Annotated in this window: 22 protein-coding genes; 10 read left to right on the top strand and 12 right to left on the bottom strand. The window is 61.3% G+C overall.

Features of this window, described 5'->3' with window-relative positions:
- The first annotated feature begins 6 nt into the window (after positions 1 to 6).
- The 3 genes from phoB (at position 7) to PspCFBP13528_RS01055 (ending at position 3,729) form a co-directional block, all read left to right on the top strand.
- Positions 7 to 696, top strand: a complete 690-nt coding sequence (gene phoB / locus PspCFBP13528_RS01065; protein ID WP_003195617.1) for a phosphate regulon transcriptional regulator PhoB — start codon at positions 7 to 9, stop codon at positions 694 to 696.
- Between the two features lie 103 nt (positions 697 to 799).
- Positions 800 to 2,122 (top strand): phosphate regulon sensor histidine kinase PhoR, encoded by a 1,323-nt coding sequence (phoR, locus tag PspCFBP13528_RS01060; RefSeq protein ID WP_065953274.1) that lies wholly within the window; start codon positions 800 to 802, stop codon positions 2,120 to 2,122.
- A 266-nt stretch (positions 2,123 to 2,388) separates the two neighbouring features.
- Positions 2,389 to 3,729 (top strand): hemolysin family protein, encoded by a 1,341-nt coding sequence (locus PspCFBP13528_RS01055; RefSeq protein ID WP_057726098.1) that lies wholly within the window; start codon positions 2,389 to 2,391, stop codon positions 3,727 to 3,729.
- 120 nt (positions 3,730 to 3,849) lie between these two features.
- Here PspCFBP13528_RS01055 and PspCFBP13528_RS01050 read toward each other — a convergent pair whose 3' ends face one another.
- The 7 genes from PspCFBP13528_RS01050 to PspCFBP13528_RS01020 form a co-directional block, all read right to left on the bottom strand.
- Positions 3,850 to 4,758, bottom strand: coding sequence for a response regulator (locus PspCFBP13528_RS01050; RefSeq protein WP_065953275.1), 909 nt, complete (start codon positions 4,756 to 4,758; stop codon positions 3,850 to 3,852).
- 167 nt (positions 4,759 to 4,925) lie between these two features.
- The gene (gene phoU, locus PspCFBP13528_RS01045; RefSeq protein ID WP_065953276.1) at positions 4,926 to 5,687 is read right to left on the bottom strand and encodes a phosphate signaling complex protein PhoU; all 762 of its coding nucleotides are present in this window, start codon (positions 5,685 to 5,687) and stop codon (positions 4,926 to 4,928) included.
- A 111-nt stretch (positions 5,688 to 5,798) separates the two neighbouring features.
- Complete coding sequence (pstB, locus tag PspCFBP13528_RS01040) at positions 5,799 to 6,632, bottom strand: phosphate ABC transporter ATP-binding protein PstB (RefSeq protein ID WP_065883786.1); 834 nt, start codon at positions 6,630 to 6,632, stop codon at positions 5,799 to 5,801.
- Positions 6,633 to 6,737: 105 nt separating this feature from the next.
- Entirely contained in the window at positions 6,738 to 8,408 is a 1,671-nt protein-coding gene (gene pstA / locus PspCFBP13528_RS01035) for a phosphate ABC transporter permease PstA (RefSeq protein ID WP_065953277.1), read from the bottom strand.
- 15 nt (positions 8,409 to 8,423) lie between these two features.
- On the bottom strand, positions 8,424 to 10,457 hold the full coding sequence (locus tag PspCFBP13528_RS01030; RefSeq protein ID WP_175413321.1) for an ABC transporter permease subunit: 2,034 nt from the start codon (positions 10,455 to 10,457) through the stop codon (positions 8,424 to 8,426).
- Positions 10,458 to 10,843: 386 nt separating this feature from the next.
- Entirely contained in the window at positions 10,844 to 11,830 is a 987-nt protein-coding gene (locus PspCFBP13528_RS01025; RefSeq protein ID WP_017135798.1) for a phosphate ABC transporter substrate-binding protein PstS, read from the bottom strand.
- 197 nt (positions 11,831 to 12,027) lie between these two features.
- Positions 12,028 to 13,317: an MFS transporter gene (locus PspCFBP13528_RS01020; protein WP_065953279.1), complete on the bottom strand. Its 1,290-nt coding sequence runs from the start codon at positions 13,315 to 13,317 to the stop codon at positions 12,028 to 12,030.
- A gap of 405 nt (positions 13,318 to 13,722) precedes the next feature.
- Between PspCFBP13528_RS01020 and PspCFBP13528_RS01015 the strand changes: the two genes are divergently transcribed.
- Both PspCFBP13528_RS01015 and PspCFBP13528_RS01010 read left to right on the top strand, forming a co-directional pair.
- A complete protein-coding gene (locus PspCFBP13528_RS01015) occupies positions 13,723 to 14,127 on the top strand; it encodes an acyl-CoA thioesterase (protein WP_003176975.1) in 405 nt (134 codons plus the stop codon).
- A 75-nt stretch (positions 14,128 to 14,202) separates the two neighbouring features.
- On the top strand, positions 14,203 to 15,102 hold the full coding sequence (locus PspCFBP13528_RS01010) for a D-hexose-6-phosphate mutarotase (protein ID WP_065953280.1): 900 nt from the start codon (positions 14,203 to 14,205) through the stop codon (positions 15,100 to 15,102).
- Between the two features lie 119 nt (positions 15,103 to 15,221).
- Here PspCFBP13528_RS01010 and PspCFBP13528_RS01005 read toward each other — a convergent pair whose 3' ends face one another.
- The 4 genes from PspCFBP13528_RS01005 to purE all read right to left on the bottom strand — a co-directional run bounded on the left by PspCFBP13528_RS01005 (position 15,222) and on the right by purE (position 17,776).
- The gene (locus PspCFBP13528_RS01005; protein WP_065953281.1) at positions 15,222 to 15,758 is read right to left on the bottom strand and encodes a DUF3299 domain-containing protein; all 537 of its coding nucleotides are present in this window, start codon (positions 15,756 to 15,758) and stop codon (positions 15,222 to 15,224) included.
- A gap of 77 nt (positions 15,759 to 15,835) precedes the next feature.
- The gene (locus tag PspCFBP13528_RS01000) at positions 15,836 to 16,081 is read right to left on the bottom strand and encodes a GlsB/YeaQ/YmgE family stress response membrane protein (protein WP_057006311.1); all 246 of its coding nucleotides are present in this window, start codon (positions 16,079 to 16,081) and stop codon (positions 15,836 to 15,838) included.
- A gap of 105 nt (positions 16,082 to 16,186) precedes the next feature.
- The gene (locus PspCFBP13528_RS00995) at positions 16,187 to 17,272 is read right to left on the bottom strand and encodes a 5-(carboxyamino)imidazole ribonucleotide synthase (RefSeq protein ID WP_065953282.1); all 1,086 of its coding nucleotides are present in this window, start codon (positions 17,270 to 17,272) and stop codon (positions 16,187 to 16,189) included.
- A 12-nt stretch (positions 17,273 to 17,284) separates the two neighbouring features.
- Complete coding sequence (gene purE / locus PspCFBP13528_RS00990; RefSeq protein ID WP_003195648.1) at positions 17,285 to 17,776, bottom strand: 5-(carboxyamino)imidazole ribonucleotide mutase; 492 nt, start codon at positions 17,774 to 17,776, stop codon at positions 17,285 to 17,287.
- Between the two features lie 362 nt (positions 17,777 to 18,138).
- On the opposite strand from purE, the gene PspCFBP13528_RS00985 reads away from it, so the two are divergent.
- Positions 18,139 to 18,789: a reprolysin-like metallopeptidase gene (locus PspCFBP13528_RS00985; protein WP_101218707.1), complete on the top strand. Its 651-nt coding sequence runs from the start codon at positions 18,139 to 18,141 to the stop codon at positions 18,787 to 18,789.
- A gap of 58 nt (positions 18,790 to 18,847) precedes the next feature.
- Here PspCFBP13528_RS00985 and PspCFBP13528_RS00980 read toward each other — a convergent pair whose 3' ends face one another.
- A complete protein-coding gene (locus PspCFBP13528_RS00980) occupies positions 18,848 to 19,762 on the bottom strand; it encodes a LysR substrate-binding domain-containing protein (RefSeq protein ID WP_065953284.1) in 915 nt (304 codons plus the stop codon).
- 182 nt (positions 19,763 to 19,944) lie between these two features.
- Here PspCFBP13528_RS00980 and aspA point away from each other — a divergent pair, with 182 nt between their 5' ends.
- The 4 genes from aspA (at position 19,945) to PspCFBP13528_RS00960 (ending at position 25,304) form a co-directional block, all read left to right on the top strand.
- Positions 19,945 to 21,369 carry an aspartate ammonia-lyase gene (aspA, locus tag PspCFBP13528_RS00975; protein ID WP_032884466.1) on the top strand — a complete coding sequence of 475 codons (1,425 nt, stop codon included), beginning with the start codon at positions 19,945 to 19,947 and terminating at the stop codon, positions 21,367 to 21,369.
- Between the two features lie 392 nt (positions 21,370 to 21,761).
- The gene (locus PspCFBP13528_RS00970) at positions 21,762 to 23,207 is read left to right on the top strand and encodes an alanine/glycine:cation symporter family protein (RefSeq protein WP_065953285.1); all 1,446 of its coding nucleotides are present in this window, start codon (positions 21,762 to 21,764) and stop codon (positions 23,205 to 23,207) included.
- Positions 23,208 to 23,283: 76 nt separating this feature from the next.
- Positions 23,284 to 24,261 (top strand): asparaginase, encoded by a 978-nt coding sequence (locus PspCFBP13528_RS00965; RefSeq protein WP_065953286.1) that lies wholly within the window; start codon positions 23,284 to 23,286, stop codon positions 24,259 to 24,261.
- Positions 24,262 to 24,311: 50 nt separating this feature from the next.
- A complete protein-coding gene (locus tag PspCFBP13528_RS00960) occupies positions 24,312 to 25,304 on the top strand; it encodes an AraC family transcriptional regulator (RefSeq protein ID WP_137199496.1) in 993 nt (330 codons plus the stop codon).
- Positions 25,305 to 25,340 lie beyond the last annotated feature (36 nt).

Below are 25,340 nucleotides of genomic sequence, written 5' to 3'. Positions count from 1 at the left end.
TTGAGCATGGTTGGCAGGAGCATTCTGATTGTTGACGACGAAGCGCCCATTCGCGAGATGATCGCCGTTGCGTTGGAAATGGCCGGCTACGACTGCCTGGAGGCGGAGAACTCCCAGCAGGCCCATGCCATTATCGTCGACCGCAAGCCGGATCTGATCCTGCTCGACTGGATGTTGCCCGGCACTTCCGGTATCGAGCTGGCCCGGCGCCTCAAGCGTGACGAGCTGACCGGGGATATCCCGATCATCATGCTCACCGCCAAGGGCGAAGAGGACAACAAGATCCAGGGCCTGGAAGTCGGCGCCGATGACTACATCACCAAGCCTTTCTCCCCGCGAGAGTTGGTAGCGCGCCTCAAAGCCGTACTGCGCCGAGCCGGCCCGACCGACGGCGAAGCCCCCATCGAAGTCGACGGCCTGATCCTGGACCCGATCAGCCACCGCGTGACCATCGACGGCAAGCCGGCTGAGATGGGCCCGACCGAATACCGTCTGTTGCAGTTTTTCATGACCCACCAGGAGCGCGCCTACACCCGTGGCCAACTGCTGGACCAGGTGTGGGGCGGCAATGTGTACGTGGAGGAGCGCACCGTGGACGTGCACATCCGCCGCCTGCGCAAAGCCTTGGGCGATGCCTATGAGAATCTGGTACAAACCGTGCGCGGCACGGGCTACCGGTTTTCAACCAAAGGTTGAAATCTGGCTGCAAGTGATCAGCTACAAGCGGCAAGAGAAAAGCCGCCTCGCTCTGACTTGAAGCTTGCAGCTTGAAACTTGAAGCTGCTCCGAAGGACGCTCCATGAACCAAAACTGGCATGGCACCCTGATTCGCCACATGCTCCTGCTGGTCACCGGTTGCCTGCTGGTCGGGCTGATCAGTGGCTATTACGGCTGGAGCCTGGCCATCGGCATCGCGCTGTACCTGGGCTGGACCCTCAAGCAACTGCTGCGCCTGCATGAATGGCTGCGCCAGCACAAACCCGACGAAGCTCCCCCCGATGGCTACGGCCTGTGGGGTGAAGTGTTCGACAGCATTTACCACTTGCAGCGCCGCGACCAACGGGTGCGCGGGCGCCTGCAGGCGGTGATCGATCGGGTACAGGAATCCACCGCCGCGCTCAAGGACGCGGTGATCATGCTCGACAGCGACGGCAACCTGGAATGGTGGAACCGCGCCGCCGAGACCCTGCTGGGCCTCAAGACCCCCCAGGACAGCGGCCAGCCGGTGACCAACCTGGTACGCCACCCGCGCTTCAAGGAATACTTCGAGCAGGACAACTACGAAGAAGCCCTGGAAATCCCCTCGCCCACCAATGATCGCATGCGTATCCAGCTGTACCTGACGCGCTACGGCAACAACGAGCACTTGATGCTGGTGCGCGACGTGACCCGCATCCATCAGTTGGAACAGATGCGCAAGGACTTCGTTGCCAACGTTTCCCACGAGCTGCGCACGCCGTTGACGGTGATCTGCGGCTACCTGGAGACGCTGCTGGACAATGTCGACGAGATCAACCCGCGCTGGAGCCGCGCCCTGCAGCAGATGCAGCAGCAAGGCTCACGCATGCAGACCCTGCTTAATGACTTGCTGCTGCTGGCCAAGCTTGAGGCCACCGATTACCCCTCCGATAACCACCCAGTGGCGGTGCAAAGCCTGCTGCAAACCATCAAGAACGACGCCCAGGCGCTCTCCGGCGAACGCGGCCAGCAGATCACTCTGGAAGCCGACCCGACGGTGCTGCTCAAGGGCAGCGAGGGCGAGCTGCGCAGTGCGTTCTCCAACTTGGTGTTCAACGCGGTGAAGTACACCCAGGACAAGGGCAATATCCGCATCCGCTGGTGGGCCGACGAACAGGGGGCGCACCTGAGCGTGCAGGACTCCGGCATCGGTATCGACGCCAAGCATCTGCCACGCCTGACCGAGCGCTTCTACCGCGTCGATTCCAGCCGCAACTCCAATACCGGCGGCACCGGGCTGGGCCTGGCGATCGTCAAGCATGTGCTGCTGCGCCATCGGGCACGCCTGGAGATCAGCAGCGTGCTGGGGCATGGCAGTACATTTACCTGCCACTTTCCGACAACGCAGGTGACCCGTTCGCGGCTCGTCGGAAATGACGAATAACTCAAACACAGCACAACACCCACTGTGGGAGGGGGCTTGCTCCCGATAGCGGTGTATCAGTACCAGATGTGCTGACTGACACCCTGCTATCGGGGACAAGCCCCCTCCCACAGTGGTTGTGCATGAATCTGGGGAATGCATTCCAGGCCCCGCCCGGCAGCAACCACTAGGCAAGCGCCCCATCAGCCGCTACATTGGCCGACTTGCGCCTGCCTTTCAGGCCAGCCTTCCCCCTATTGAACAGACGGAACCTGCAAAACCCCATCATGGACCCTTCCCCTGGTATCACCCTCGCGACACTTTTCGCCGATTTCGGCATGATTCTTTTTGCACTGGTCCTGGTACTGCTCAACGGCTTCTTCGTTGCGGCGGAATTTGCCATGGTCAAACTGCGCTCGACCCGGGTCGAGGCCATCGCCCACACCAACGGCTGGCGCGGGCAGATCCTGCGCACCGTGCACAGCCAGCTCGACGCCTACCTGTCGGCCTGCCAGCTGGGTATCACCCTCGCCTCCCTGGGCCTGGGCTGGGTCGGCGAACCGGCTTTTGCGCACATCCTCGAGCCTTTGCTGGGCGCCGCAGGCGTGGAGTCGCCGGAGGTGATCAAGGGCGTTTCGTTCTTTGCCGCCTTCTTCGTGATTTCCTACCTGCACATTGTGGTCGGCGAGCTGGCCCCCAAATCCTGGGCCATCCGCAAACCCGAATTGCTGTCGCTGTGGACCGCCGTGCCGCTGTACCTGTTCTACTGGGCCATGTACCCGGCGATCTACCTGCTCAACGCCAGCGCCAACGCCATCCTGCGCATCGCCGGCCAGGGCGAGCCCGGCCCGCATCACGAGCACCATTACAGCCGCGAAGAGCTCAAGCTGATCCTGCACTCCAGCCGTGGCCAGGACCCGAGCGACCAAGGCATGCGCGTACTCGCCTCCGCCGTGGAAATGGGCGAACTGGAAGTGGTGGACTGGGCCAACTCCCGGGAGGACCTGGTCACCCTGGATTTCAACGCCCCACTCAAGGAAATCCTGGCGCTGTTCCGTCGCCACAAATTCAGCCGTTACCCGGTGTATGACGCCGTGCGCAACGAGTTCGTGGGCCTGCTGCACATCAAGGACCTGCTGCTTGAATTGGCGGCCCTGGACCATATCCCCGAGTCGTTCAACCTGGCCGAACTGACCCGCCCGCTGGAGCGCGTGTCGCGGCACATGCCGTTGTCGCAGTTGCTGGAGCAGTTCCGCAAAGGCGGCGCGCACTTCGCCCTGGTGGAAGAAGCCGACGGCAAGATCATTGGCTACCTGACCATGGAAGACGTGCTGGAAGTGCTGGTGGGCGATATCCAGGACGAACACCGCAAGGCCGAACGCGGCATCCTCGCCTACCAGCCGGGCAAGCTGCTGGTGCGTGGCGACACCCCGCTGTTCAAGGTAGAACGCCTGCTCGGCATCGACCTGGACCACATCGAAGCCGAAACCCTGGCCGGCCTGATCTACGACACCTTGAAACGGGTGCCTGAAGAGGAAGAAGTGCTGGAGGTTGAGGGCTTGCGGATCATCATCAAGAAGATGAAAGGACCGAAGATCGTGCTGGCCAAGGTGTTGATGCTGGATTGACTACCCAATGTGGGAGGGGGCTTGCCCCCGATAGCGGTGGTTCAGTCAGCATATTTTTAACTGATAGACCGCAATCGGGGGCAAGCCCCCTCCCACATTGGTGAGTGGTCATCCTTTGAATTACGCACCCGGCACAAAATGCTTCTGCGCGGTACCACGTGCGATCAGCCGGGAGATGTAGTCCAGCTTCTGCGCATCCTGGTCGATAAACCGGAAGGTCAGTTGCAGCCAGTCACTGTCGGGCCTGGGCTCGTAGGCAACGATGGCGTGCAGGTAGCCGTTGAGGCGTGCCACTTCAGCGTTCTCGCCCTGTTCGAGGTCGAGCACGGCGCTTTCCAGTACCTGGGGCAGGACCTCACCGCGACGCACCACCAACAACGCCTCCTTGATGCTCAGCGCCTTGATCACGCACTGCTGCGTTCCGCTGGACAGCCGCAACTGGCCCTGGCCACGGCCGCCTGCAGGCGAAGCGGTCGGGGCGGCGGCGACAGGCGCGCTATTGAGCAGGCCTCTGCTCGGGGCTGCCGCCACCGACACCGGCGCCGGTTTGACAGCTTCGGGCTTGCCACCGGTCAGCGCGCTCAGGGAGTCGTTGCCGAAGGCCGAGTTCATCTTGGTCGGCGCGCTGGCAATCAACGCGTCGAGGCGGCCGATCTTGTGCAGGGCCTGCTTGACCTTGTTCAACAACTGCTCATTGGTGAACGGCTTGCTGACGTAACCGGACACGCCGGCCTGAATGGCCTGCACCACGTTTTCCTTGTCACCCCGGCTGGTCACCATCACGAACGGCATGGCCTTCAGATGGGCTTGCTCGCGGCACCAGGTCAACAGCTCAAGCCCGGACATCTCCGGCATTTCCCAGTCGCACAGCACCAGGTCGAAGGTCTCGCGCATCAGAATGGATTGCGCCTTCTTGCCGTTCACCGCATCTTCGATCTTGATCCCCGGGAAGTAGTTGCGCAGGCACTTCTTCACCAGGTCGCGAATAAACGAGGCGTCATCCACCACCAACACACTGACTTTACTCATCGACCCTTCATCCTATAAAACCTTGGCTGGCAGTACGCCTGACTGATGGCAGTTTGCCAAAACTCTGCAGTCACGTTAGGACTTATTACGCCCCGTCCGCAATAAATTCCGCTCGCCACAAACGAAAACGCCCGACCAATGGCCGGGCGTTAATTTCTCGGGCAACCTTACTTATCGTCAGATTCGCCCGGAACATTAGGGATAAGATCAGCGTTGCCTTCAACTTCGGCTTTCATGCGTTTGAGGCCCATGTGCCGAACGTCGGTGCCGCGTACCAGATAAATCACCAATTCCGAGATATTGCGCGCGTGGTCGCCGATGCGTTCCAGCGAGCGCAGCACCCAGATGATGCTCAAGACGCGCGAGATAGAGCGCGGGTCTTCCATCATGTAGGTGGCCAGCTCACGCAAGGCAGTCTTGTATTCGCGATCGATGACCTTGTCGTACTGGGCCACCGACAGCGCCAGGTCCGCATCGAACCGCGCAAACGCGTCAAGGGCATCGCGCACCATGTTGCGCACCTGGTCGCCGATATGCCGCACTTCCACGTAACCACGCGGCGCTTCGCCTTCTTCGCACAGCTGGATGGCGCGGCGGGCGATCTTGGTGGCTTCGTCGCCGATACGCTCGAGGTCGATCACCGATTTGGAGATGCTGATGATCAAACGCAGGTCGGAAGCCGCGGGCTGGCGACGGGCCAGGATGCGCAGGCATTCTTCGTCGATGTTGCGTTCCATCTGGTTGATCTGGTCATCGATCTCACGCACTTGCTGGGCCAGGCCCGAGTCGGCCTCGATCAGCGCGGTGACCGCATCGTTGACTTGCTTCTCCACCAGCCCGCCCATCGCCAGGAGGTGGCTGCGCACTTCCTCAAGCTCGGCGTTGAACTGCGCGGAGATGTGGTGGGTAAGGCCTTCCTTTGAAATCATGGTTTTGCTCCGCAAAAGCTGTAAGCCGCAAGCTACAAGCTGCAAGCTGATGTGTGTCGTTAATCAAACTGCTTTTACTTGCCGCTTCAAACTTGCGGCTTGCAGCCGGGGCTAACCATACCGCCCCGTAATATAGTCTTCGGTCTGTTTTTTCGCCGGATTGGTGAACAGGGTATCGGTGTCGCCGAACTCCACCAGCTTGCCCATGTACATGAACGCGGTGTAGTCGGACACCCGCGCGGCTTGCTGCATGTTGTGGGTCACGATGACGATGGTGAACTTGGACTTGAGCTCGTAGATCAGCTCTTCAACCTTGAGCGTCGAAATCGGGTCGAGGGCCGAGCACGGTTCGTCGAGCAGCAGCACTTCAGGTTCCACGGCGATGGTGCGGGCAATGACCAGACGCTGTTGCTGGCCACCGGACAAACCGAGGGCCGACTCGTGCAGGCGGTCTTTGACCTCGTCCCACAGCGCTGCGCCCTTGAGTGCCCATTCAACCGCTTCATCGAGAATGCGTTTTTTGTTGATGCCCTGGATGCGCAGGCCATAAACCACGTTTTCATAGATGGTCTTGGGGAACGGGTTGGGCTTCTGGAACACCATGCCCACGCGGCGGCGCAGCTCGGCCACGTCTTCGCCCTTGCGGTAGATGTTGGTGCCGTAGAGGTTGATGGCGCCTTCCACGCGGCAACCGTCGACCAGGTCGTTCATGCGGTTGAAGGTGCGCAGCAACGTGGACTTGCCGCAGCCGGACGGGCCGATGAAGGCAGTCACGCGCTGCTTGGGGATGTTCATGCTGACGTCGAACAGCGCCTGCTTGTCGCCGTAGTAGAGGCTCAGGCCCGGCACTTCGATGGCCACGGTTTCCTGGGCCAGGCTCAGGCTTTGCTTGTCGCGTCCCAGGGCAGACATGTTGATGCCGTGGGAATGGGTTTCGTGTTGCATGGTCTCACTCCGTTCGTAGCTGCAAGCTTTTAGCTGCAAGCTGCAAGATTTGAGCAAAAGCGGCTTGTAGCTTGAGGCTTGCCGCTTGTGACTTAGCTTTAGCTGTCAACTGTCCAACGCCTTGTACTTCTCGCGCAGGTGGTTACGAATCCACACCGCCGACAGGTTGAGCGTGGCGATCACCAGCACCAGCAGCAGGGCGGTGGCGTAGACCAGCGGCCGCGCCGCTTCGACGTTGGGGCTCTGGAAGCCGACGTCATAGATATGGAAACCCAGGTGCATGATCTTCTGGTCAAGGTGCAGGTACGGGTAGTTACCGTCCAACGGCAGCGACGGGGCCAGCTTCACCACGCCGACCAGCATCAGCGGCGCCACTTCACCGGCGGCCCGGGCCACGGCGAGGATCATGCCGGTCATCATCGCCGGGCTGGCCATCGGCAGCACGATCTTCCACAGCGTTTCCGCCTTGGTCGCGCCGAGCGCCAGGGAACCTTCACGCACGGTGCGAGGAATCCGCGCCAGGCCTTCTTCGGTGGCCACGATCACCACCGGCACCGCCAGCAGCGCCAGGGTCAGCGAGGCCCAGAGCAGGCCCGGCGTGCCGAAGGTCGGCGCCGGCAGGGCTTCGGCGAAGAACAGCCGGTCCACCGAGCCACCCAGCACATACACGAAAAAGCCCAGGCCAAACACGCCGTAGACGATGGCCGGTACGCCCGCCAGGTTGTTGACCGCGATGCGGATAATCCGCGTCAGGGTGTTCTGCTTGGCGTACTCACGCAGGTACACCGCCGCCAGTACGCCGAATGGCGTGACGATCATCGCCATGATCAGGGTCATCATCACGGTACCGAAGATCGCCGGGAAGATCCCGCCTTCGGTGTTGGCTTCCCGTGGATCGTCGCTCAGAAACTCCCAGACCTTGCTGAAGTAGAAGCCGATCTTGGTCAGGGTGCCCATGGCGTTCGGCTGGTAGGCGTGTACCACTTTGCCGATACCGATTTCGATTTCCTTGCCGTTGCCGTCCCGGGCCGTCAGCGCGTCGCGGTTGAACTGGGCGTGCAGGTCGGCCAGGCGCGCTTCGATGTCCTGGTAGCGGGCGTTCAGTTCGGCGCGGTCGGCGTCCATGTCGGCCTGGGCGGCGGCGTCGAGCTTGCCTTCCAGCTCCAGCTTGCGACCGTGCAGGCGGACGCGCTCCAGCCCGGCATTGATCGCACCGATATCGGTTTTTTCCAGGCTCTTGAGCTGGGCGGCGAGCGTGTTGACGCGGTCCACACGGGCTTGCAACTCCGGCCACGCGGCCTCGCCTTCGGCGATGATCTTGCCATCCTGCTTGACGTTGACCAGGGTGCCGTAGAAGTTGCCCCATTCACGCCGCTCGATGGTCATCAACTGCACCGGCGTGGTCTGGTCCTTCAACCATTCGCCGACGATCCAGGTGAAGTCATTGCCGTTCAAGTCGCGGTTGCCGACCTTGATCAGCTCGCGAGTCATGAACTCCGGGCCCTCATCGGGCACCGGCAGGCCAGCGCTTTTCAGGCGCTCGCGTGGGACTTCTTCCTTCTGCACCACTTCGCCGATGACGATATGGTTGGCCTGGCCCGGCACGCTGTAGTTGGCCTGGATCAGGTCGGCCGGCCAGAAATGGCCCAGACCGCGCACCGCAATCACCGCCAGCAAACCAATGGTCATGATGACCGCGATGGACACCGCGCCACCGCTGATCCAGACGCCGGGGGCGCCGCTCTTGAACCATCCATTCAGGGAGTTCTGTTTCACAGACTTCTACCTTTCTTAAAGCGACGAGTATTTCTTGCGCAGACGCTGACGGATCAGCTCGGCGAGGGTATTCATGATGAAGGTGAACAGCAGCAACACCAGCGCCGAGAGGAACAGCACGCGGTAGTGACTGCCGCCCACTTCCGACTCGGGCATTTCCACCGCGACGTTGGCCGCCAGGGTGCGCAGGCCTTCGAACAGGTTCATCTCCATCACCGGCGTGTTACCGGTGGCCATCAGCACGATCATGGTCTCGCCGACGGCGCGGCCCATGCCGATCATCAATGCCGAGAAAATGCCCGGGCTGGCGGTCAGGATCACTACGCGGGTCATGGTCTGCCAGGGCGTGGCGCCGAGGGCCAGGGAGCCCAGGGTCAGGCCACGCGGCACGCTGAACACGGCGTCTTCGGCGATGGAGTAGATGTTCGGGATCACCGCGAACCCCATGGCCAGGCCGACCACCAGGGCGTTGCGCTGGTCGTAGGTGATGCCCAGGTCATGGGAAATCCACATGCGCATGTCGCCGCCGAAGAACCAGGTTTCCAGGTACGGGCTCATGTACAGCGAGAGCCAGCCCACGAACAGGATCACCGGGATCAGGATCGCGCTTTCCCAGCCATCCGGCACCCGCAGGCGGATCGACTCAGGCAACCGGCTGAATACAAAGCCGGCCACCAGGATGCCAATCGGCAACAGCATCAGCAGGCTGAAAATCCCCGGCAGATGCCCTTCCACATAAGGCGCCAGGAACAGGCCGGCGAAGAAGCCGAGGATCACCGTGGGCATCGCTTCCATCAACTCGATCACCGGCTTGACCTTGCGGCGCAGGCTCGGGGCCATGAAGTAAGCGGTGTAGATCGCGGCGGCTACGGCCAGCGGCGCGGCGAGCAGCATCGCGTAGAACGCGGCTTTCAACGTACCGAAGGTCAGCGGCGCCAGGCTCATCTTGGGCTCGAAGTCGGTGTTGGCGGCGGTCGACTGCCAGACGTATTTAGGCTCGTCGTAGTTCTCGTACCAGACCTTGCTCCACAGCGCGCTCCAGGACACTTCCGGGTGCGGGTTGTCGAGCAGCAACGGTTGCAGCTTGCCACCGGCCTCGACGATCACGTGGTTGGCCCGTGGCGACAAACCGAACACGCCTGGGCCGTCGACCACTGGATCGACCAGCAAGGTGCGGTGCGCGGTGCTGTGGAACACGCCGAACTGACCGGAGGCGTCGAGGGCAGTGAAACCTTTACGACGCTCTTCGGCGGTGATTTCCACGATGGGCGCAGTGCCCATCTGGAAGGTACGGATTTGCTTGAGGCGCTGCTCGCCATCCGGATCGCGGGCCATGAACCACTGGGCCAGGCCGCCCTTGGAGTTACCGACGATCAGCGAGATGCCGCCCACCAGCTGGGTGCTGGCGGTGACGTCGGCAGTGCCGTCTTCAAGCAGCTTGTAGCGACCGTTGAGGCTCTTGTCGCGCAGGCTGAACACGTCGGCCAGGGCACGACCGTTGATCACATACAACCATTGCTGGCGCGGGTCGATGAAGATCGCCTTCACCGGCTCGGTCATTTGCGGCAGCTCGACACGCTTCTGCTCGCTGGTGACTTCGCCGGTCATCATGTTTTCTTCGCGGCTCAGGGTCAGCACGTTCAAGTGCGAACCGGCCGAGCCTGCCACCACCAGGGAAGTATCGGTGGCATTGAGCGCGACGTGCTCCAACGGGCGGCCGGCCTCATCCAGCACGATCGGCGTCTCGCCATAAGGGTATTCGATTGCCGGCGTGATGGTTTTCTTGCCGTCCGGGTAAGACACTTTATAAGTGTGGCGGAACACCATGGACTGGCCGTTGGACAAACCCAGGATCACCAGCGGGCTGCCCGGCTGGTCTTCGCCGATGGACGCAACGCTTGTACCGGCCGGCAGCGGCAGGTCAACGCGCTTGAGCTCGGTGCCGGTGTCGACTGCAAAGAACAGCGCCTGGCCCTTGTCGGAAACCCGCATGGCAACCTGGTTCTGTTCTTCCAGCGAGATCAGCAATGGCTTGCCGGCGTCCTGCATCCAGGCAGGCGTCAGCGCGTCTTCCTTGGTCAGCGAGGCGCCTTGAAACAGCGGCGCGACCACATAGGCGAGAAAGAAGAAAATCAGGGTAATGGCACCCAGCACGGCGAGGCCGCCGACCAATACGTACCAGCGGGTGAAACGATCCTTGAGCGCGCGAATGCGGCGCTTGCGTTGCAGCTCAGGCGTATTGAAATCAATGCGCTTGGGGGGAGAAGTCGTCGTCATGGTGGAATTGGCCAGATCATTCATGCGCACACCCTAGCGGTCCTGTATGACAGAAAGATGACAGTGCAGTGACGCAGGAAATCCGCCGCGAAGCAGGGCTGGCAGCGGATTGAAAATGAGTGATGCGGGAACCGGCGTACCGGCGCCCGCAGAGGCAATCAGTTGCCTTCTTTCAGACCCAGGTCAGCCAGGGCCTTGGCGGCAACTTTGGCTGGCAGCGGGATGTAACCGTCTTTCACTACCACTTCCTGGCCCTGCTTGGACAGCACCAGTTTCACGAACTCAGCTTCCAGCGGAGCCAGAGGCTTGTTCGGGGCTTTGTTGACGTAAACGTAGAGGAAACGCGACAGCGGGTATTTGCCGTTCAGGGCGTTTTCTTCGCTGTCTTCGATGAAGTCAGTGCTGCCTTTCTTGGCCAGGGCCACGGTCTTCACGCTGGCCGTCTTGTAGCCGATGCCCGAGTAACCGATGCCGTTCAGCGAGGAGCTGATCGACTGTACGACCGAAGCCGAACCAGGTTGTTCGTTCACGTTAGGCTTGTAGTCGCCTTTGCACAGGGCTTCTTCCTTGAAGTAGCCGTAGGTGCCGGACACCGAGTTACGGCCAAACAGCTGAACCGGCTTGTTGGCCAGGTCGCCGGTCACGCCCAGGTCACCCCAGGTTTTCACGTCGGCTTTGGCGCCACACAAGCGCGTCGAAGAGAAGATCGCGTCGACCTGTTCCATGGTCAGGTGCTGAATCGGGTTGTCCTTGTGCACAAATACCGCCAGGGCATCCACGGCTACCGGGATAGCGGTTGGCTTGTAGCCGTACTTCTGCTCGAAGGCCGCCAGTTCGGTGTCCTTCATCTTGCGGCTCATCGGGCCCAGGTTGGAGGTGCCTTCAGTCAGCGCAGGTGGCGCGGTGGCGGAGCCGGCCGCTTGAATCTGGATGTTGACGTTCGGGTATTCCTTTTTGTAACCCTCGGCCCACAGGGTCATCAGGTTTGCCAGGGTATCGGAACCGACGCTGGACAGGTTGCCCGACACACCAGTGGTCTTGACGTAAGCCGGGATCGCCGGGTCAACGCCAGCAGCCACCGCGTTGGCGGTCGCGACGCCAGCAGCGACAAACGTCATTGCCGCCATCAAACGTTTCAGTTTCATGCCTTGCTCCTAGCAGATAGGGATAGTTGGATCGGGGCCAAGTATCGAGAGGCCGTGTGAACACTCTATGTCTGCAATGTGACAGTTAGATGAAAGGCCACTATCGAAAGCGCAGGCTTGGGAAAGTAAAACGGTCAATGAACACCTTCACTGTGGCGAGGGAGCTTGCTCGCTCGCCACAGGAGATCAGGGCAGTGTCAGCGGGAACGCTTCCACAGATACCCACCCACCACCATCCCCATCAAGCACAAGGCAGCAACATAGTAGGCCGGCCCCATCGGGCTTTCCTTCATCAGCAGCGACACCGCCAGCGGCGTCAGCCCACCGAACACGGCGTAGGCCACGTTGTAGGAGAACGACAGGCCACTGAAACGCACCACCGGCGGAAATGCCTTGACCATCACGTAAGGCACCACGCCGATGGTGCCGACAAACAGGCCAGTCAAGGCGTACAGCGGGAACAGCCAGTCCGGGTGGGCCATGAGACTGTGGTACAGCGTCCAGGAAGTGGCCAGCAACAGTGCGCAACCGGTGACCAGTACACGACCGGCACCAAAACGATCGGCCAGGGCACCCGAGGCAATGCAACCCAGGCTCAGGGTCACGATGGCCAGGCTGTTGGCCTGCAACGCAACCGTGGGGCTGAAGTGGTAGACGGTCTGCAGCACGGTCGGCGTCATGAGGATGACCACCACGACGCCGGCCGAGAGCAGCCAGGTCAGCAGCATCGACAACACGATGGCGCCACGGTGGTCGCGCAATACCGCGCGCAACGGCAGCTCGGCGGCCAGGGTCTTGCGTTGCTGCATCTCGGCGAAAATAGGTGTTTCATGCAGCCAGCGGCGCAGGTACACCGACAGCAGGCCGAATACACCGCCGAGCAGGAATGGGATCCGCCAGGCGTAATCGGAGACCTGCTCCGGGGTATAGACCGTATTAATGGCGGTGGCGACCAACGAGCCCAGCAGAATACCGGCGGTGAGGCCGCTGGTCAGGGTACCGCAGGCGTAGCCGATGTGGCGTGGCGGGACGTGTTCGGAGACAAATACCCAGGCGCCCGGTACCTCGCCGCCAATCGCCGCACCCTGGATCACGCGCATCAGCAGCAACAGGAGCGGCGCCCACAAGCCGATCTGCGCGTAGGTCGGCAACAGGCCCATGATCAAGGTCGGCACGGCCATCATGAAGATGCTCAGGGTGAACATTTTCTTGCGGCCCAGCAGGTCGCCGAAGTGCGCCATGATGATGCCGCCCAGCGGGCGGGCGAGGTAGCCGGCGGCGAAGATGCCGAAGGTCTGCATCATGCGCAGCCATTCGGGCATGTCGACGGGGAAGAACAGTTTCCCGACCACGGTGGCGAAAAATACGAAAATGATGAAGTCGTAGAACTCCAGCGCCCCGCCCAAGGCAGACAGCGACAGGGTTTTGTAGTCGTTGCGGGTCAGCGGGCGCGACGGTTGCGCGCTGCTTGCGGGCACGGAGGACATGGCAAGGCTTCTCTTATAGTAATCATCGTAAAGGACTGCACGCCCGTGACTTGCGGCGGGTTTGGCAAGATAGCAAATCGCTTGAAAAAGCACAGCGCTGTGAAAACAGTTGCGCGCAAAAGCCCCGATACAGCGTCTATTAACCGACCAAATGAGCCTCAGGTGGTCGTCGTCGCGCCAGCGTCCCGATATACTCGCCCGTGCAAGCGCAGGAACCCCAGTCTTGACGGGCTGCTGTGCCAAAACGTTGTTGGGCGCCATCCAGCCGATTTGGCAGAGTTTCCCTTTAGTTCGCCTTACGAGAAACGCATCGAGCGGTGTATGTTGGTGCTGAAACGTTTTTCCAGAAGACGGCTATCCACTTGAAATACCCATGAAGCGTCACGGGTCAGAGGCACCTTCGGCATGATCGAACTCGAACAAGAAGATCCTATCCCGCAAGGCGATCTCGCCCTGCAAATCACTGCGCTGCCGCGTGAAACCAACGGTTTTGGCGATATCTTCGGTGGCTGGCTGGTCGCGCAGATGGACCTGGCCGGTACGGCAATGGCCAGCAAGGTGGCCGGCGGGCGCGTAGCCACGGTGGCCATTGATCGCATGGCATTCCTGGTACCGGTCGCGGTGGGCGCGCAGTTGTCCTTCTATACCCAGGCCCTGGAAATCGGCCGCAGCTCGATCCAGATGATGGTCGAAGTGTGGAGCGACGACCCGCTGTCCAGCGAATGGCGCAAGGTCACCGAGGCGGTATTCGTGTTCGTCGCCATCGACGGCAGCGGCCGCACGCGCTCGGTTCCGTCGCGCGCGCGTTAAACCTCATCGGGTTTTCACGGTCAATTGCCCCATTGCCTGCCATTGCCCATTGCCTGCCATTGAGAGAGCTTTGTTATGCCGACGCCCCACGTTGAAACCGTGAAAATCGACGCGCTGGACTGCTGGCGCATCCGCCACAACGGCGCCGAGTTGAGGGTGGCCCAACAGGGCGCGCATATCTTCAGTTATCAGCGCGACGGCGAGCAGCCGCTGATCTGGCCGAACCCCGAAGCGGTGTTCAAGCAGGGCAAAGGCATTCGTACCGGCGTCCCGGTGTGCTGGCCCTGGTTTGGTGTGTTCGACCGCAACCCGCAGAGCGTCAAGGCAATGCGCCAGAGCGATCAGCCGGCCGGTGCCCACGGTTTTGTGCGTACGGCGTTGTGGGAATTAGCCGCAACCGAGCTTGAAGGCCAGGCGTTGCGGGTGGATCTTGCGCTGCCCGTACCGGCAGGCGGCTTTCCTGGCTGGCCTCATCAGGTCGACTTGACGTTGAGCCTGGTGCTGGACGACCAGTTGCATATCCACCTGACCAGCCATAACCGCGGCACTGACACCGTGACCCTCAGCCAGGCACTGCACACCTACTTCGCCGTCAGCGATGTGCGCAAGGTGCAGGTCGAAGGCCTGGACGGGGCGGCCTATATCGATACCGCCGATGGCTGGGCCGAGAAGACGCAATCGGGCCTGCTGCACTTCACGGCCGAGACTGACCGTATCTATCTCGACACGCCTGCCCATCTGAGCATCGTCGACAAGGACTGGCAGCGCCGCATCCAGCTCACCAGCGAAGGTTCGAAATCGACCGTGATCTGGAACCCGTGGACCGAACGCGCCAAGGCCTTCGATGACATGGCCGACGATGGCTGGCAGGGGATGTTATGCGTCGAGACGGCGAATGTGCTGGATGATGTGGTGGCGTTGGCGCCCGGTGAAAGCCACACCCTGGGCGTGAGCATCGCCGCTGTCGCCCTGTAGGCGAAGTTCAAAATGTGGGAGGGGGCTTGCTCCCGATAGCGGTGGTTCAGTCAGAACATGTTTGACTGGCATGCCGCAATCGGGAGCAAGCCCCCTCCCACATTGTTATGTGTTGGCTTTCAGAGATCGGACTCCTTCACTACCCGCACCTTCCCTGCGTCCAGCGCATACGCCGCATCCGCCAGGTCGTTATTCACCTTCTCCACCTTCAAGGTTCCGGTGACCCACAGCGGCGTGTAGATATCATCCAGCTTCAAGCCCTTGGGATAGCGCACCAACACCAGTTGGTTGGGCGGCGGTGGCGGCACATGGATGCACGCGCCGGGGTATGGCACGAGAAAGAACAGCGTGCTGCGGCCCTTGGCATCGGTTTCCAACGGCACTGGGTAGCCGCCGATACGGATGTGCTTGCCGTTCATGGCCGGCACGGTTTTGGTGGAATACATCACCGCCGGCAAGCCTTTGCTCTGTTTCAGGCCGCCCTTGTCGGTAAAGGTGCCTTGGGCTTCGGGCGAGTTGTGATCGATCTCGGGCATGGCTTCGAGGGCTTTCTGATCCGACAGCGGCATCAGCTCGAGCCAGTCGGTTTCCGGCAGTTCGCCAGCGTGGGCCAGGCCTGGGGCCAGCAAGAGGAGAGTCAACAGAAGACGGCGCATGGAGAAGCTCGGCAAGTACAAGTGGCGAGCATTCTAGCCCTCTGCGCCTGCGCAGCGCAGAGGACTTTGTCGGCTGATTACTTTCTTTTGATCAGGCCGTAGATCACCAGCAGCACGATCGCGCCGACCAGCGCACCGATAAAGCCCGCGCCTTGACCGGCCTGGTAGATCCCCAGGGCCTGGCCACCGTAGGTTGCAGCCAGGGAGCCGGCAATACCCAGCAGAATGGTCATGATCCAGCCCATGCTGTCGTCGCCAGGCTTGAGGAAACGCGCCAGCAGGCCGACGATCAAGCCGATAAAAATGGTTCCGATGATACCCATGGCATTTCCCTCTGATTGGTGTGAGTCATGCCAAAGCCTAGTCAGACTTTGGCATCCTGCAATCAGAGGGACGCCGAGCCTTAATGGTTCCCACGGCGACGCAGCTTATTGTTCGGCGATCAGTGCTTCGACCTTGAGGATCTGCGCCTGCAGGGTCGCGCGGTCCTTGCAGCGCAGGTTGGCGTGACCCACCTTGCGCCCTGCCTTGAAGGCCTTGCCGTAGTGATGCACATGGCAATCGTCGATCGCCATGACTCGCTCAACCGGCGGCACCACGCCAATGAAGTTGAGCATGGCGCTCTCGCCAACCTTGGCCGTGGAGCCCAACGGCAAGCCCGCCACCGCCCGCAGGTGGTTCTCGAACTGGCTGCACTCGGCGCCTTCGGTGGTCCAGTGCCCGGAGTTGTGCACGCGCGGGGCGATCTCGTTGGCCTTGAGACCGCCATCGACTTCAAAGAACTCGAACGCCATCACGCCGACATAATCCAGCTGCTTGAGCACACGGCTGGAATAATCTTCGGCCAGGGCCTGCAGCGGGTGGTCGGTACTGGCCACGGACAGCTTGAGAATGCCGCTGTCGTGGGTGTTGTGCACCAACGGATAGAAGCGGGTTTCACCATCACGGGCGCGCACTGCGATCAGCGAGACTTCGCCGGTGAACGGCACGAAGCCTTCCAGCAGGCAGGCGACGCTGCCCAGTTCGGCGAAGGTACCGGCCACATCGGCAGCGGTGCGCAGCACTTTCTGGCCCTTGCCGTCATACCCCAGGGTGCGGGTTTTCAGCACGGCCGGCAGGCCGATGCTGGCGACGGCGGCGTCCAGGTCTGCCTGGGACTGGATATCGGCGAAGGCCGGGGTCGGGATGCCCAGGTCCTTGAACATGCTTTTCTCGAACCAGCGGTCGCGCGCGATGCGCAGGGCTTCAGCGCTCGGGTACACCGGCACGAACTGCGACAGGAAAGCCACGGTTTCGGCCGGGACGCTTTCGAACTCGAAGGTCACCAGGTCAACTTCGTCGGCCAGTTGGCGCAGGTGATCAGGGTCGCTGTAGTCCGCGCGCAGGTGTTCACCCAGGGCGGCCGCGCAAGCGTCCGGCGCCGGGTCCAGAAAAGCGAAATCCATCCCCAGCGGGGTTCCCGCCAGAGCCAGCATGCGGCCCAGTTGGCCGCCACCGATTACACCGATTTTCATCAATCAACACCCTCAGGCGATGCGTGGGTCTGGATTGTCCAGCACGCTGTCTGTCTGCTCAGCACGGAATTTTTTCAGCACCGCATGGAACTGCGGGTGCTTGGCGCCCAGGATACTGGCGGACAGCAACGCGGCGTTGATCGCGCCGGCCTTGCCGATCGCCAGGGTCGCCACCGGGATGCCGGCCGGCATCTGCACGATGGACAACAGCGAATCCACGCCCGAGAGCATCGACGACTGCACCGGTACACCCAGCACGGGCAGGTGAGTCTTGGCTGCACACATGCCTGGCAAATGCGCCGCACCGCCGGCACCGGCGATGATCACCTCGATGCCACGGGATTCTGCTTCATCGGCATACTGGAACAGCAAGTCCGGGGTGCGGTGGGCGGAGACCACCTTCACTTCGTACGGAATGCCGAGTTTTTCCAGCATATCGGCGGTGTGGCTAAGGGTGGACCAATCGGACTTGGAGCCCATGATCACGCCAACCAATGCACTCATCGTCGTGCCTCTTCTCTCTGGGCGCCCGCAGGCGCGTCAAAAAACAACAAGCCACGCGGGAAATCCGGCGTGGCTTGGTGTACGAAATCAGGCCGGTTGGACCGGCCGAAGGCCGCGCAGTATACCGTAATAATCCAGATAAACAGCCCCTGTCACGACCATCTGTCATCCGTTGCCACCGAGCGATTTATTGACTCTCAGGTCAGTCACTGGCGCACGCCAAAACACCACGCTCATGCCCACTCGCCAAACCGCATGACCGTCGAGAATTAATTACCACCTGGGGCAATACCTTCATTTAATAAACTCGCCGGACGCTGATTCACTATCAATAACCTGGAACTCCTTGAAAGGTTTGAAAGATGACGTCGACAACCGAAGGCACACCTAACAAACACATTACTATTATCGCCGTCCTGCATGATGACGTGACGCCGGCAAAACGAAAGACCATTTACGCTGATTTTTTTCACGCACTCGTAAAAGAACTGGAAAGCTTCGCAGAGCGGAAAATCAATGTCGTCTTCACCCAGGGCGAGCCCCACAGCAACATGGAATACAAAGGCGACGATATTGAGGACGCGGCAACACGCTGGCAAACTCTCGGCACTCAACTTCTCGACGACATGACGCAAGAGGGCCTGGAAACCAATGATCTGACCAAAGTCGTTCTCGTCACCAACGACAAATTAAATAATACGGTTTTAGGCCTCGCGAGCACGCATGGGGAAACCCAGGGCGGAACATTCGCCATCGCATCATTGGTCTCGCCAGAAGTTATCGCCCATGAGATCGGTCATTTATTAGGGGCCAGACATGACGACTCTGAAGTTCATTTAAAGCGCCGCTGGGCCAGCGGCCTTAAACTTCTAGAAGCTTGGGTATTCGGAACCTGGTACGAGGACATCAAGACGTATACCTATATGGCACCCCGCAGTAGCAGTTCCACCACTTACACGTTCAGCCCCGCCAATCGGCAAAATATCAAGAATTACCTGGCCAGCAAAGATTAATACCAACACCTCTTTTACCGTTTTACGCCCATCGATTCGATCACTGGCCTTCCTCCGCTCATGCGGAGGAACTCACTGCGATGCCACTCTCGAGCTTGCGCCACAACAACCGCACATTGGCCTTGCGCACCAGCGCACAGCGATACAGCCGAATCTCCAGCGGCACATGCCATTGCGACCCGCCACACACCACCAGTTCGCCTCGAGCCAGTTCCGCCCGCACGCTCAATTGCGGCACCCAGGCGATCCCCAAGCCTTCAAGGGCCATGCTTTTGAGGCTGTCGGCCATGGCGGTTTCATAGATGGTGGTAAAACGCAGGGCACGCTGGCGCAGCAGCAGGTTCACCGAGCGCCCGAGAAAGGCACCGGCACTGTAGGCAAGCAGCGGCACACTGCCCTCGCCTTCAAGATCGAACAGCGGCTTGCCGTCGGCATCGGCGGCGCACACCGGGAGCATTTCGGTGTTGCCCAGGTGCAGGGAGGGGAAGATCTCGGCGTCCATCTGCATGGCGGCATCCGGGTCGTAGAACGCCAGCATCAGGTCGCAGCCGCCTTCGCGCAGGGCGTGCACGGCGTCACCCACGTTGGTGGCGACCAGCCGCGTGGCGATGTTCAAACCTTCGTTGCGCAGCTGGGCGATCCAGCGCGGGAAAAAACCCAATGCCAGGGAGTGAGCCGCCGCCACCTGCATGACCTCGCCCTGCCCGCCTTCCAGATGATGCAAATGGCGCAGCACTTCACCGAGTTGTTCGACCACCGTGCGCGCGGTGACCAGGAACAATTGCCCCGCCGCCGTCAGTTCCACCGGCGTGCGTGTGCGATTGACCAGGGTCAACCCCAGCGCCGCTTCCAGGCTGCGAATACGTCGACTGAACGCCGGCTGGGTGACAAAGCGCCGCTCCGCCGCCTGGGAAAAGCTGCGCGTTGCCGCCAGGGCGCTGAAGTCTTCCAGCCATTTGCTCTCAAGGTTCATCACTGCCTCCCACGGGAATGCACCATTTTGGCACACACGCCCGTCATGGTAACCGGGTCACATCCACATTATGCCGTTTGTGCATAGGCCAGTGTTTAACAGCATTGGCCCAAAAAGTTCTACAAGCCTAGCATTCGCAGCGTTCCGGCCAGTTCCGGGTCCCTATCGAGATGATTTCCGTCATGTCCTCTGCTGCATCTTTCCGTACAGAAAAAGACCTGCTTGGCGTACTCGAAGTACCGGCTCAAGCGTATTACGGCATCCAGACCCTGCGAGCGGTGAACAACTTCCGCCTCTCGGGCGTTCCGATTTCGCATTACCCGAAATTGGTGGTCGGCCTGGCAATGGTCAAGCAAGCAGCGGCGGACGCCAACCGCGAACTGGGTCAGCTCAGCGAAGCCAAGCACGCTGCCATCAGCGAAGCCTGTGCCCGGCTGATCCGTGGCGACTTCCACGAAGAGTTCGTGGTGGACATGATTCAAGGCGGCGCCGGCACTTCAACCAACATGAATGCCAACGAAGTGATCGCCAACATCGCGCTGGAGGCCATGGGCCACCAGAAGGGCGAATACCAGTACCTGCACCCCAACAACGACGTGAACATGGCGCAGTCGACCAACGACGCCTACCCGACCGCGATCCGCTTGGGTCTGCTGCTGGGCCATGACGCGCTGCTGGCCAGCCTCGACAGCCTGATCCAGGCCTTTGCCGCCAAAGGTGTCGAGTTCGGGCATGTGTTGAAAATGGGCCGCACCCAACTGCAAGACGCCGTGCCGATGACCCTCGGCCAGGAATTCCGTGCCTTCGCCACCACCCTGAGCGAAGACCTGGCCCGCCTGAAAACCCTGGCGCCGGAGCTGCTCACCGAAGTGAACCTGGGCGGCACCGCCATCGGCACCGGCATCAACGCCGACCCACGCTACCAGGCCCTGGCCGTACAGCGCCTGGCCACCATCAGCGGCCAGCCGCTGGTACCGGCGGCCGACCTGATCGAAGCCACCTCCGACATGGGTGCCTTCGTGCTGTTCTCCGGCATGCTCAAGCGTACCGCCGTGAAGCTGTCGAAGATCTGCAACGACTTGCGCCTGCTGTCCAGCGGCCCACGCACCGGCATCAACGAGATCAACCTGCCGGCACGCCAGCCGGGCAGCTCGATCATGCCCGGCAAGGTCAACCCGGTGATCCCGGAAGCCGTCAACCAGGTGGCCTTCCAGGTGATCGGCAACGACCTGGCGCTGACCATGGCGGCCGAAGGCGGCCAACTGCAACTGAACGTGATGGAGCCGCTGATCGCCTTCAAGATCTTCGACTCGATCCGCCTGCTGCAACGCGCCATGGACATGCTGCGCGAGCACTGCATCGTCGGTATCACCGCCAACGAAGCGCGCTGCCGCGAGCTGGTGGAGCACTCTATCGGCCTGGTCACCGCGCTGAACCCCTACATCGGCTATGAAAACGCCACCCGCATTGCGCGTATCGCCCTTGAAAGCGGTCGCGGCGTGCTGGAACTGGTGCGTGAAGAAGGCTTGCTCGACGACGCCATGCTCGACGACATCCTGCGCCCCGAAAACATGATCGCTCCACGCTTGGTCCCACTGAAGGCCTAAGTGTTTGTTGCACCGCTCACCAGGTTGAGGGACTAGACACCTCTCACCTTTTGAGGGCCTGAAGGCTCGTTCTTCAGGCCCTTTTTTTTGCCTTGAGGTTGCTCATGACGCTTATAAAAAATCCAATATCGCACCGCTTACCCACCTCCCCTGTCACCGCTTCGCTGAAACCTTTAATCAGGCCGTGCAGACGGATCACGCTCGCCTAGGTATAGTGCCGCCCCTCTTCGCGTCTGCGGCAATCGGTAACGAGGCCCGGATACCACGCGAAAGCGCATGAATAACAACACCCGCAAAAGGATCGGGATCGAAGCGTCGTGCACTGCCTGGTGCCGAGCGATGTATCGGACCGTCCTGCGTTTGCCATTAGAAAAATCAGCGAGGAACACTCCATGCTCGAAGTCATCAACGACTTCCTCTCAGGGAAAGTACTGATCGTGCTCATTGTCGGGCTCGGCGGTTATTTCACGATCCGCTCGCGTTTCGTTCAACTGCGTCACTTTTTCCACATGTTCTCGGTGTTTAAAGACAGCCTGAAAAGCAGCTCCGGTCAACTCAGCTCGTTCCAGGCACTGATGCTCAGCCTGGCGGGCCGCGTCGGTGCCGGTAACATTGCCGGCGTCGGCATTGCCGTGACCCTGGGCGGCCCGGGTGCGGTGTTCTGGATGTGGGTCACTGCGTTGGTGGGCATGTCCTCAAGCTTTATCGAGTGCTCCCTGGGTCAGCTGTACAAGCGCACCGATGCGGAAGGTACCTACCGTGGCGGCCCGGCCTATTACATCCAGCACGGCCTGCACAAACGCTGGCTGGGGATGGTCATGGCGTTCCTGCTGCTGGTGACCTTCGGCTTTGCCTTCAACGGCCTGCAAGCCCACGCCGTGACTCACTCGCTCAATAACGCCTTCGGTCTCGACACCACCTATACCGGCCTCGCGCTGGCGGTGTTGCTGGGCCTGGTATTCATCGGCGGGATCAAGCGTATTGCGTCGATCGCCGACCTGCTGGTGCCGGTCAAGACGCTGGTCTACATCGCAGTGACCCTGTACGTGATCGTGCTGCAATTCGACCACGTGCCGGCCATGCTCGCGACCATCGTCAAGAGCGCCTTCGGCCTCGACCAGGCCTTCGGTGGCCTGGTGGGCAGCGCGATCATCATGGGCGTGAAACGCGGCGTGTTCGCCAACGAAGCAGGTTTAGGCAGCGCGCCTAACGTGGCGGCAGTCGCTTCGGTAGAACACCCGATTGCCCAAGGTGTGGTGCAGGCATTCAGCGTGTTCCTCGACACGTTCGTGATCTGCACCTGCACCGCGTTGCTGATCCTGCTGTCCGGTTTCTACACCCCGGGCTTTGAAGGCGACGGCATTGCCCTGACCCAGAACTCCCTGGCCGCCGTGGTCGGTGACTGGGGCCGCATGTTCATCTCGGTCGCCCTGGCGTTGTTCGTGTTCACCTCGATCATGTACAACTACTACCTGGGCGAGAGCAACCTGCGCTTCCTGGTCGGTAACAACCGCAAGGTGCTGATGGGCTATCGCGCCTTGGTGCTGGTGCTGATTTTCTGGGGTTCGATCGAGAACCTGAGCACCGTGTTCGCCTTCGCCGACATCACCATGACCATGCTCGCGTTCGTCAACCTGTTCGCCCTGGCGTTCCTGTTCAAGATCGCCATGCGCATCCTCAACGACTACGACAACCAGCGCGCAGCGGGCATCAAGACCCCGGTGTTCGACTCCAGCCAGTTCCCTGACCTGGATCTGGACCGCAAGGCCTGGCCGGCCAACCCGGTAAAATCCGAAGCAGCGCCGTCGCCTGAACTGAGCGCCCAGGCGCAACGTTAATCACCGCTAGATGACACGCCGCCCGGCCTTGGGCATGCTCTGGGCCCGGCGGCGTTTTTCGTTCAGGAGATTTTTCATGCAACCAGCCAACAACGTCATGGTGCTCTACACCGGCGGCACCATCGGTATGCAGGCCAGTGCCAATGGCCTGGCACCCGCTTCCGGTTTTGAGGCGCGTATGCGCGAGCAACTGGCCGACGCACCCGTGCCCACGTGGCGCTTCCGGGAGATGTCGCCGCTGATCGACAGCGCCAATATGACCCCTGCCTACTGGCAGCACCTGCGCAGCGCCGTCGTCGAGGCCGTGGACGACGGCTGCGACGCCGTGCTGATCCTGCACGGCACCGACACCCTGGCCTACAGCGCGGCGGCCATGAGTTTTCAACTCCTCGGTCTGCCGGCACCCGTACTGTTCACCGGCTCGATGTTGCCGGCAGGCGTGCCCGACAGTGATGCCTGGGAAAACGTCAGCGGTGCGCTGACGGCACTGGGGGAAGGCCTGGCACCTGGCGTGCAATTGTATTTCCACGGCGCACTCATGGCGCCAACCCGGTGCGCGAAGATCCGCAGCTTTGGTCGCCATCCGTTCGCAGCCTTGCAACGTAACGGCGGCGTCTCCCAAGCCGACATGATCCCTGCTGCCCTGCATTACCGCCAACCCAAGTCCGTCGCCAGGGTCGGCGTCCTGCCGTTGGTGCCGGGCATCGCCGCCGACCTGTTGGATGCGCTGCTCGACAGCGGCATCCAGGCGCTGGTGCTCGAATGCTTCGGTAGCGGCACCGGCCCAAGTGACAACCCGGCCTTCCTGGCCAGCCTGCAACGTGCGCAGGATCAGGATGTAGTGGTGGTTGCGATCACCCAATGCCATGAAGGCGGCGTGGAACTGGACGTCTACGAAGCCGGCAGCCGCCTGCGCGGTGTGGGCGTGCTGTCCGGTGGTGGCATGACCCGCGAGGCGGTATTCGGCAAGCTCAACGCCCTGCTCGGGGCCGGGTTGCAAACCAGCGAAATCCGGCGCCTGGTGGAACTGGACCTGTGCGGCGAACTGAACTGACCGGCATGTAACTTGCTCCACTTCCAGCCTACCCAAGGCTGGAAGTCCCCATGCTGCACTCCCATCTCACCACCCTCAATGCCGTGTCCCTGGTGCTCAGTACCTTCGAGGCCGAAGGCTTGCCCCATGAAGCGTTATTGGCCGGCAGCGGCATCCGCGCAGCGGACTTGCGCCGCGCCGACACGCGTATCGCCACGCACCAGGAGATGCAAGTGTGCGCCAACGCCGTGGCCCTGCAGCGCGATATCGGCCTGATCGTGGGGCGGCGTATGCATGTTTCCTCCTACGGCATGCTCGGCTATGCCCTGCTCACCAGTGCCACTTTCGGTGACGCTTTGCGCCTGGCCCTGCGTTATCCGGCGCTGCTGGGAACACTCTTCGAACTGAGCCTGGAGGAGGACGGTGAACGTGTCTGGTTCACCGCTGGCGATTACCGCGAGAGCCCTGCACTGACGGCCTTCAATGTCGAGTTGTGCCTGGGGTCGCTGAAGGTGATCTGTGACGACCTGCTTGGCCATCCACTGCCCTTGTTGGGCGCTCGTTTCGAGCACGACGCGCCGGATTATCAAGCGCGTTACGTCGAGAGCTTCGATTGCCCACTGCAGTTCCAGGCCACGGCCAATGCATTCGCCTTTGATAAACGCTGGCTTGCCCAACCTCTGCCACTGGCCGACACCGTGACCCACCAGGCCATGGTCGAGCGTTGCCGGAAACAGAACACCGAATTCACCGGACGCGAGGCATGGCTGGGGCGGATCCGTCAGTTGCTGGCCGCGCAACTGCATGCCGCACCCGGGCTGGATGGCCTGGCCCGGCAAATGAACTGCTCCGCACGCACCCTGCGTCGACACTTGCACGACCTGGGCTGCAGCTATCAGGAGCTGCTCGATGAGTTGCGCTTTGAACGCGCCAAACAGCTATTGGCTGACGGCCTGTGGCCAATCCACCGGATTGCCGAGACGCTGGGGTTCAGCGAGACGGCCAGCTTCAGGCACGCGTTCGTACGCTGGAGCGGCGTAGCGCCGAGCCAATTTCGCGCATGACGCCCCAATCAGGGGCCAATTGCGGACACATAAGTT

The organism is Pseudomonas sp. CFBP13528 (assembly GCF_005233615.1).
Taxonomy (GTDB): domain Bacteria; phylum Pseudomonadota; class Gammaproteobacteria; order Pseudomonadales; family Pseudomonadaceae; genus Aquipseudomonas; species Aquipseudomonas fluorescens_AM.
Note: the sequence above shows the minus strand (reverse complement) of the source record. Positions and strands in the feature narration are given on the sequence as shown.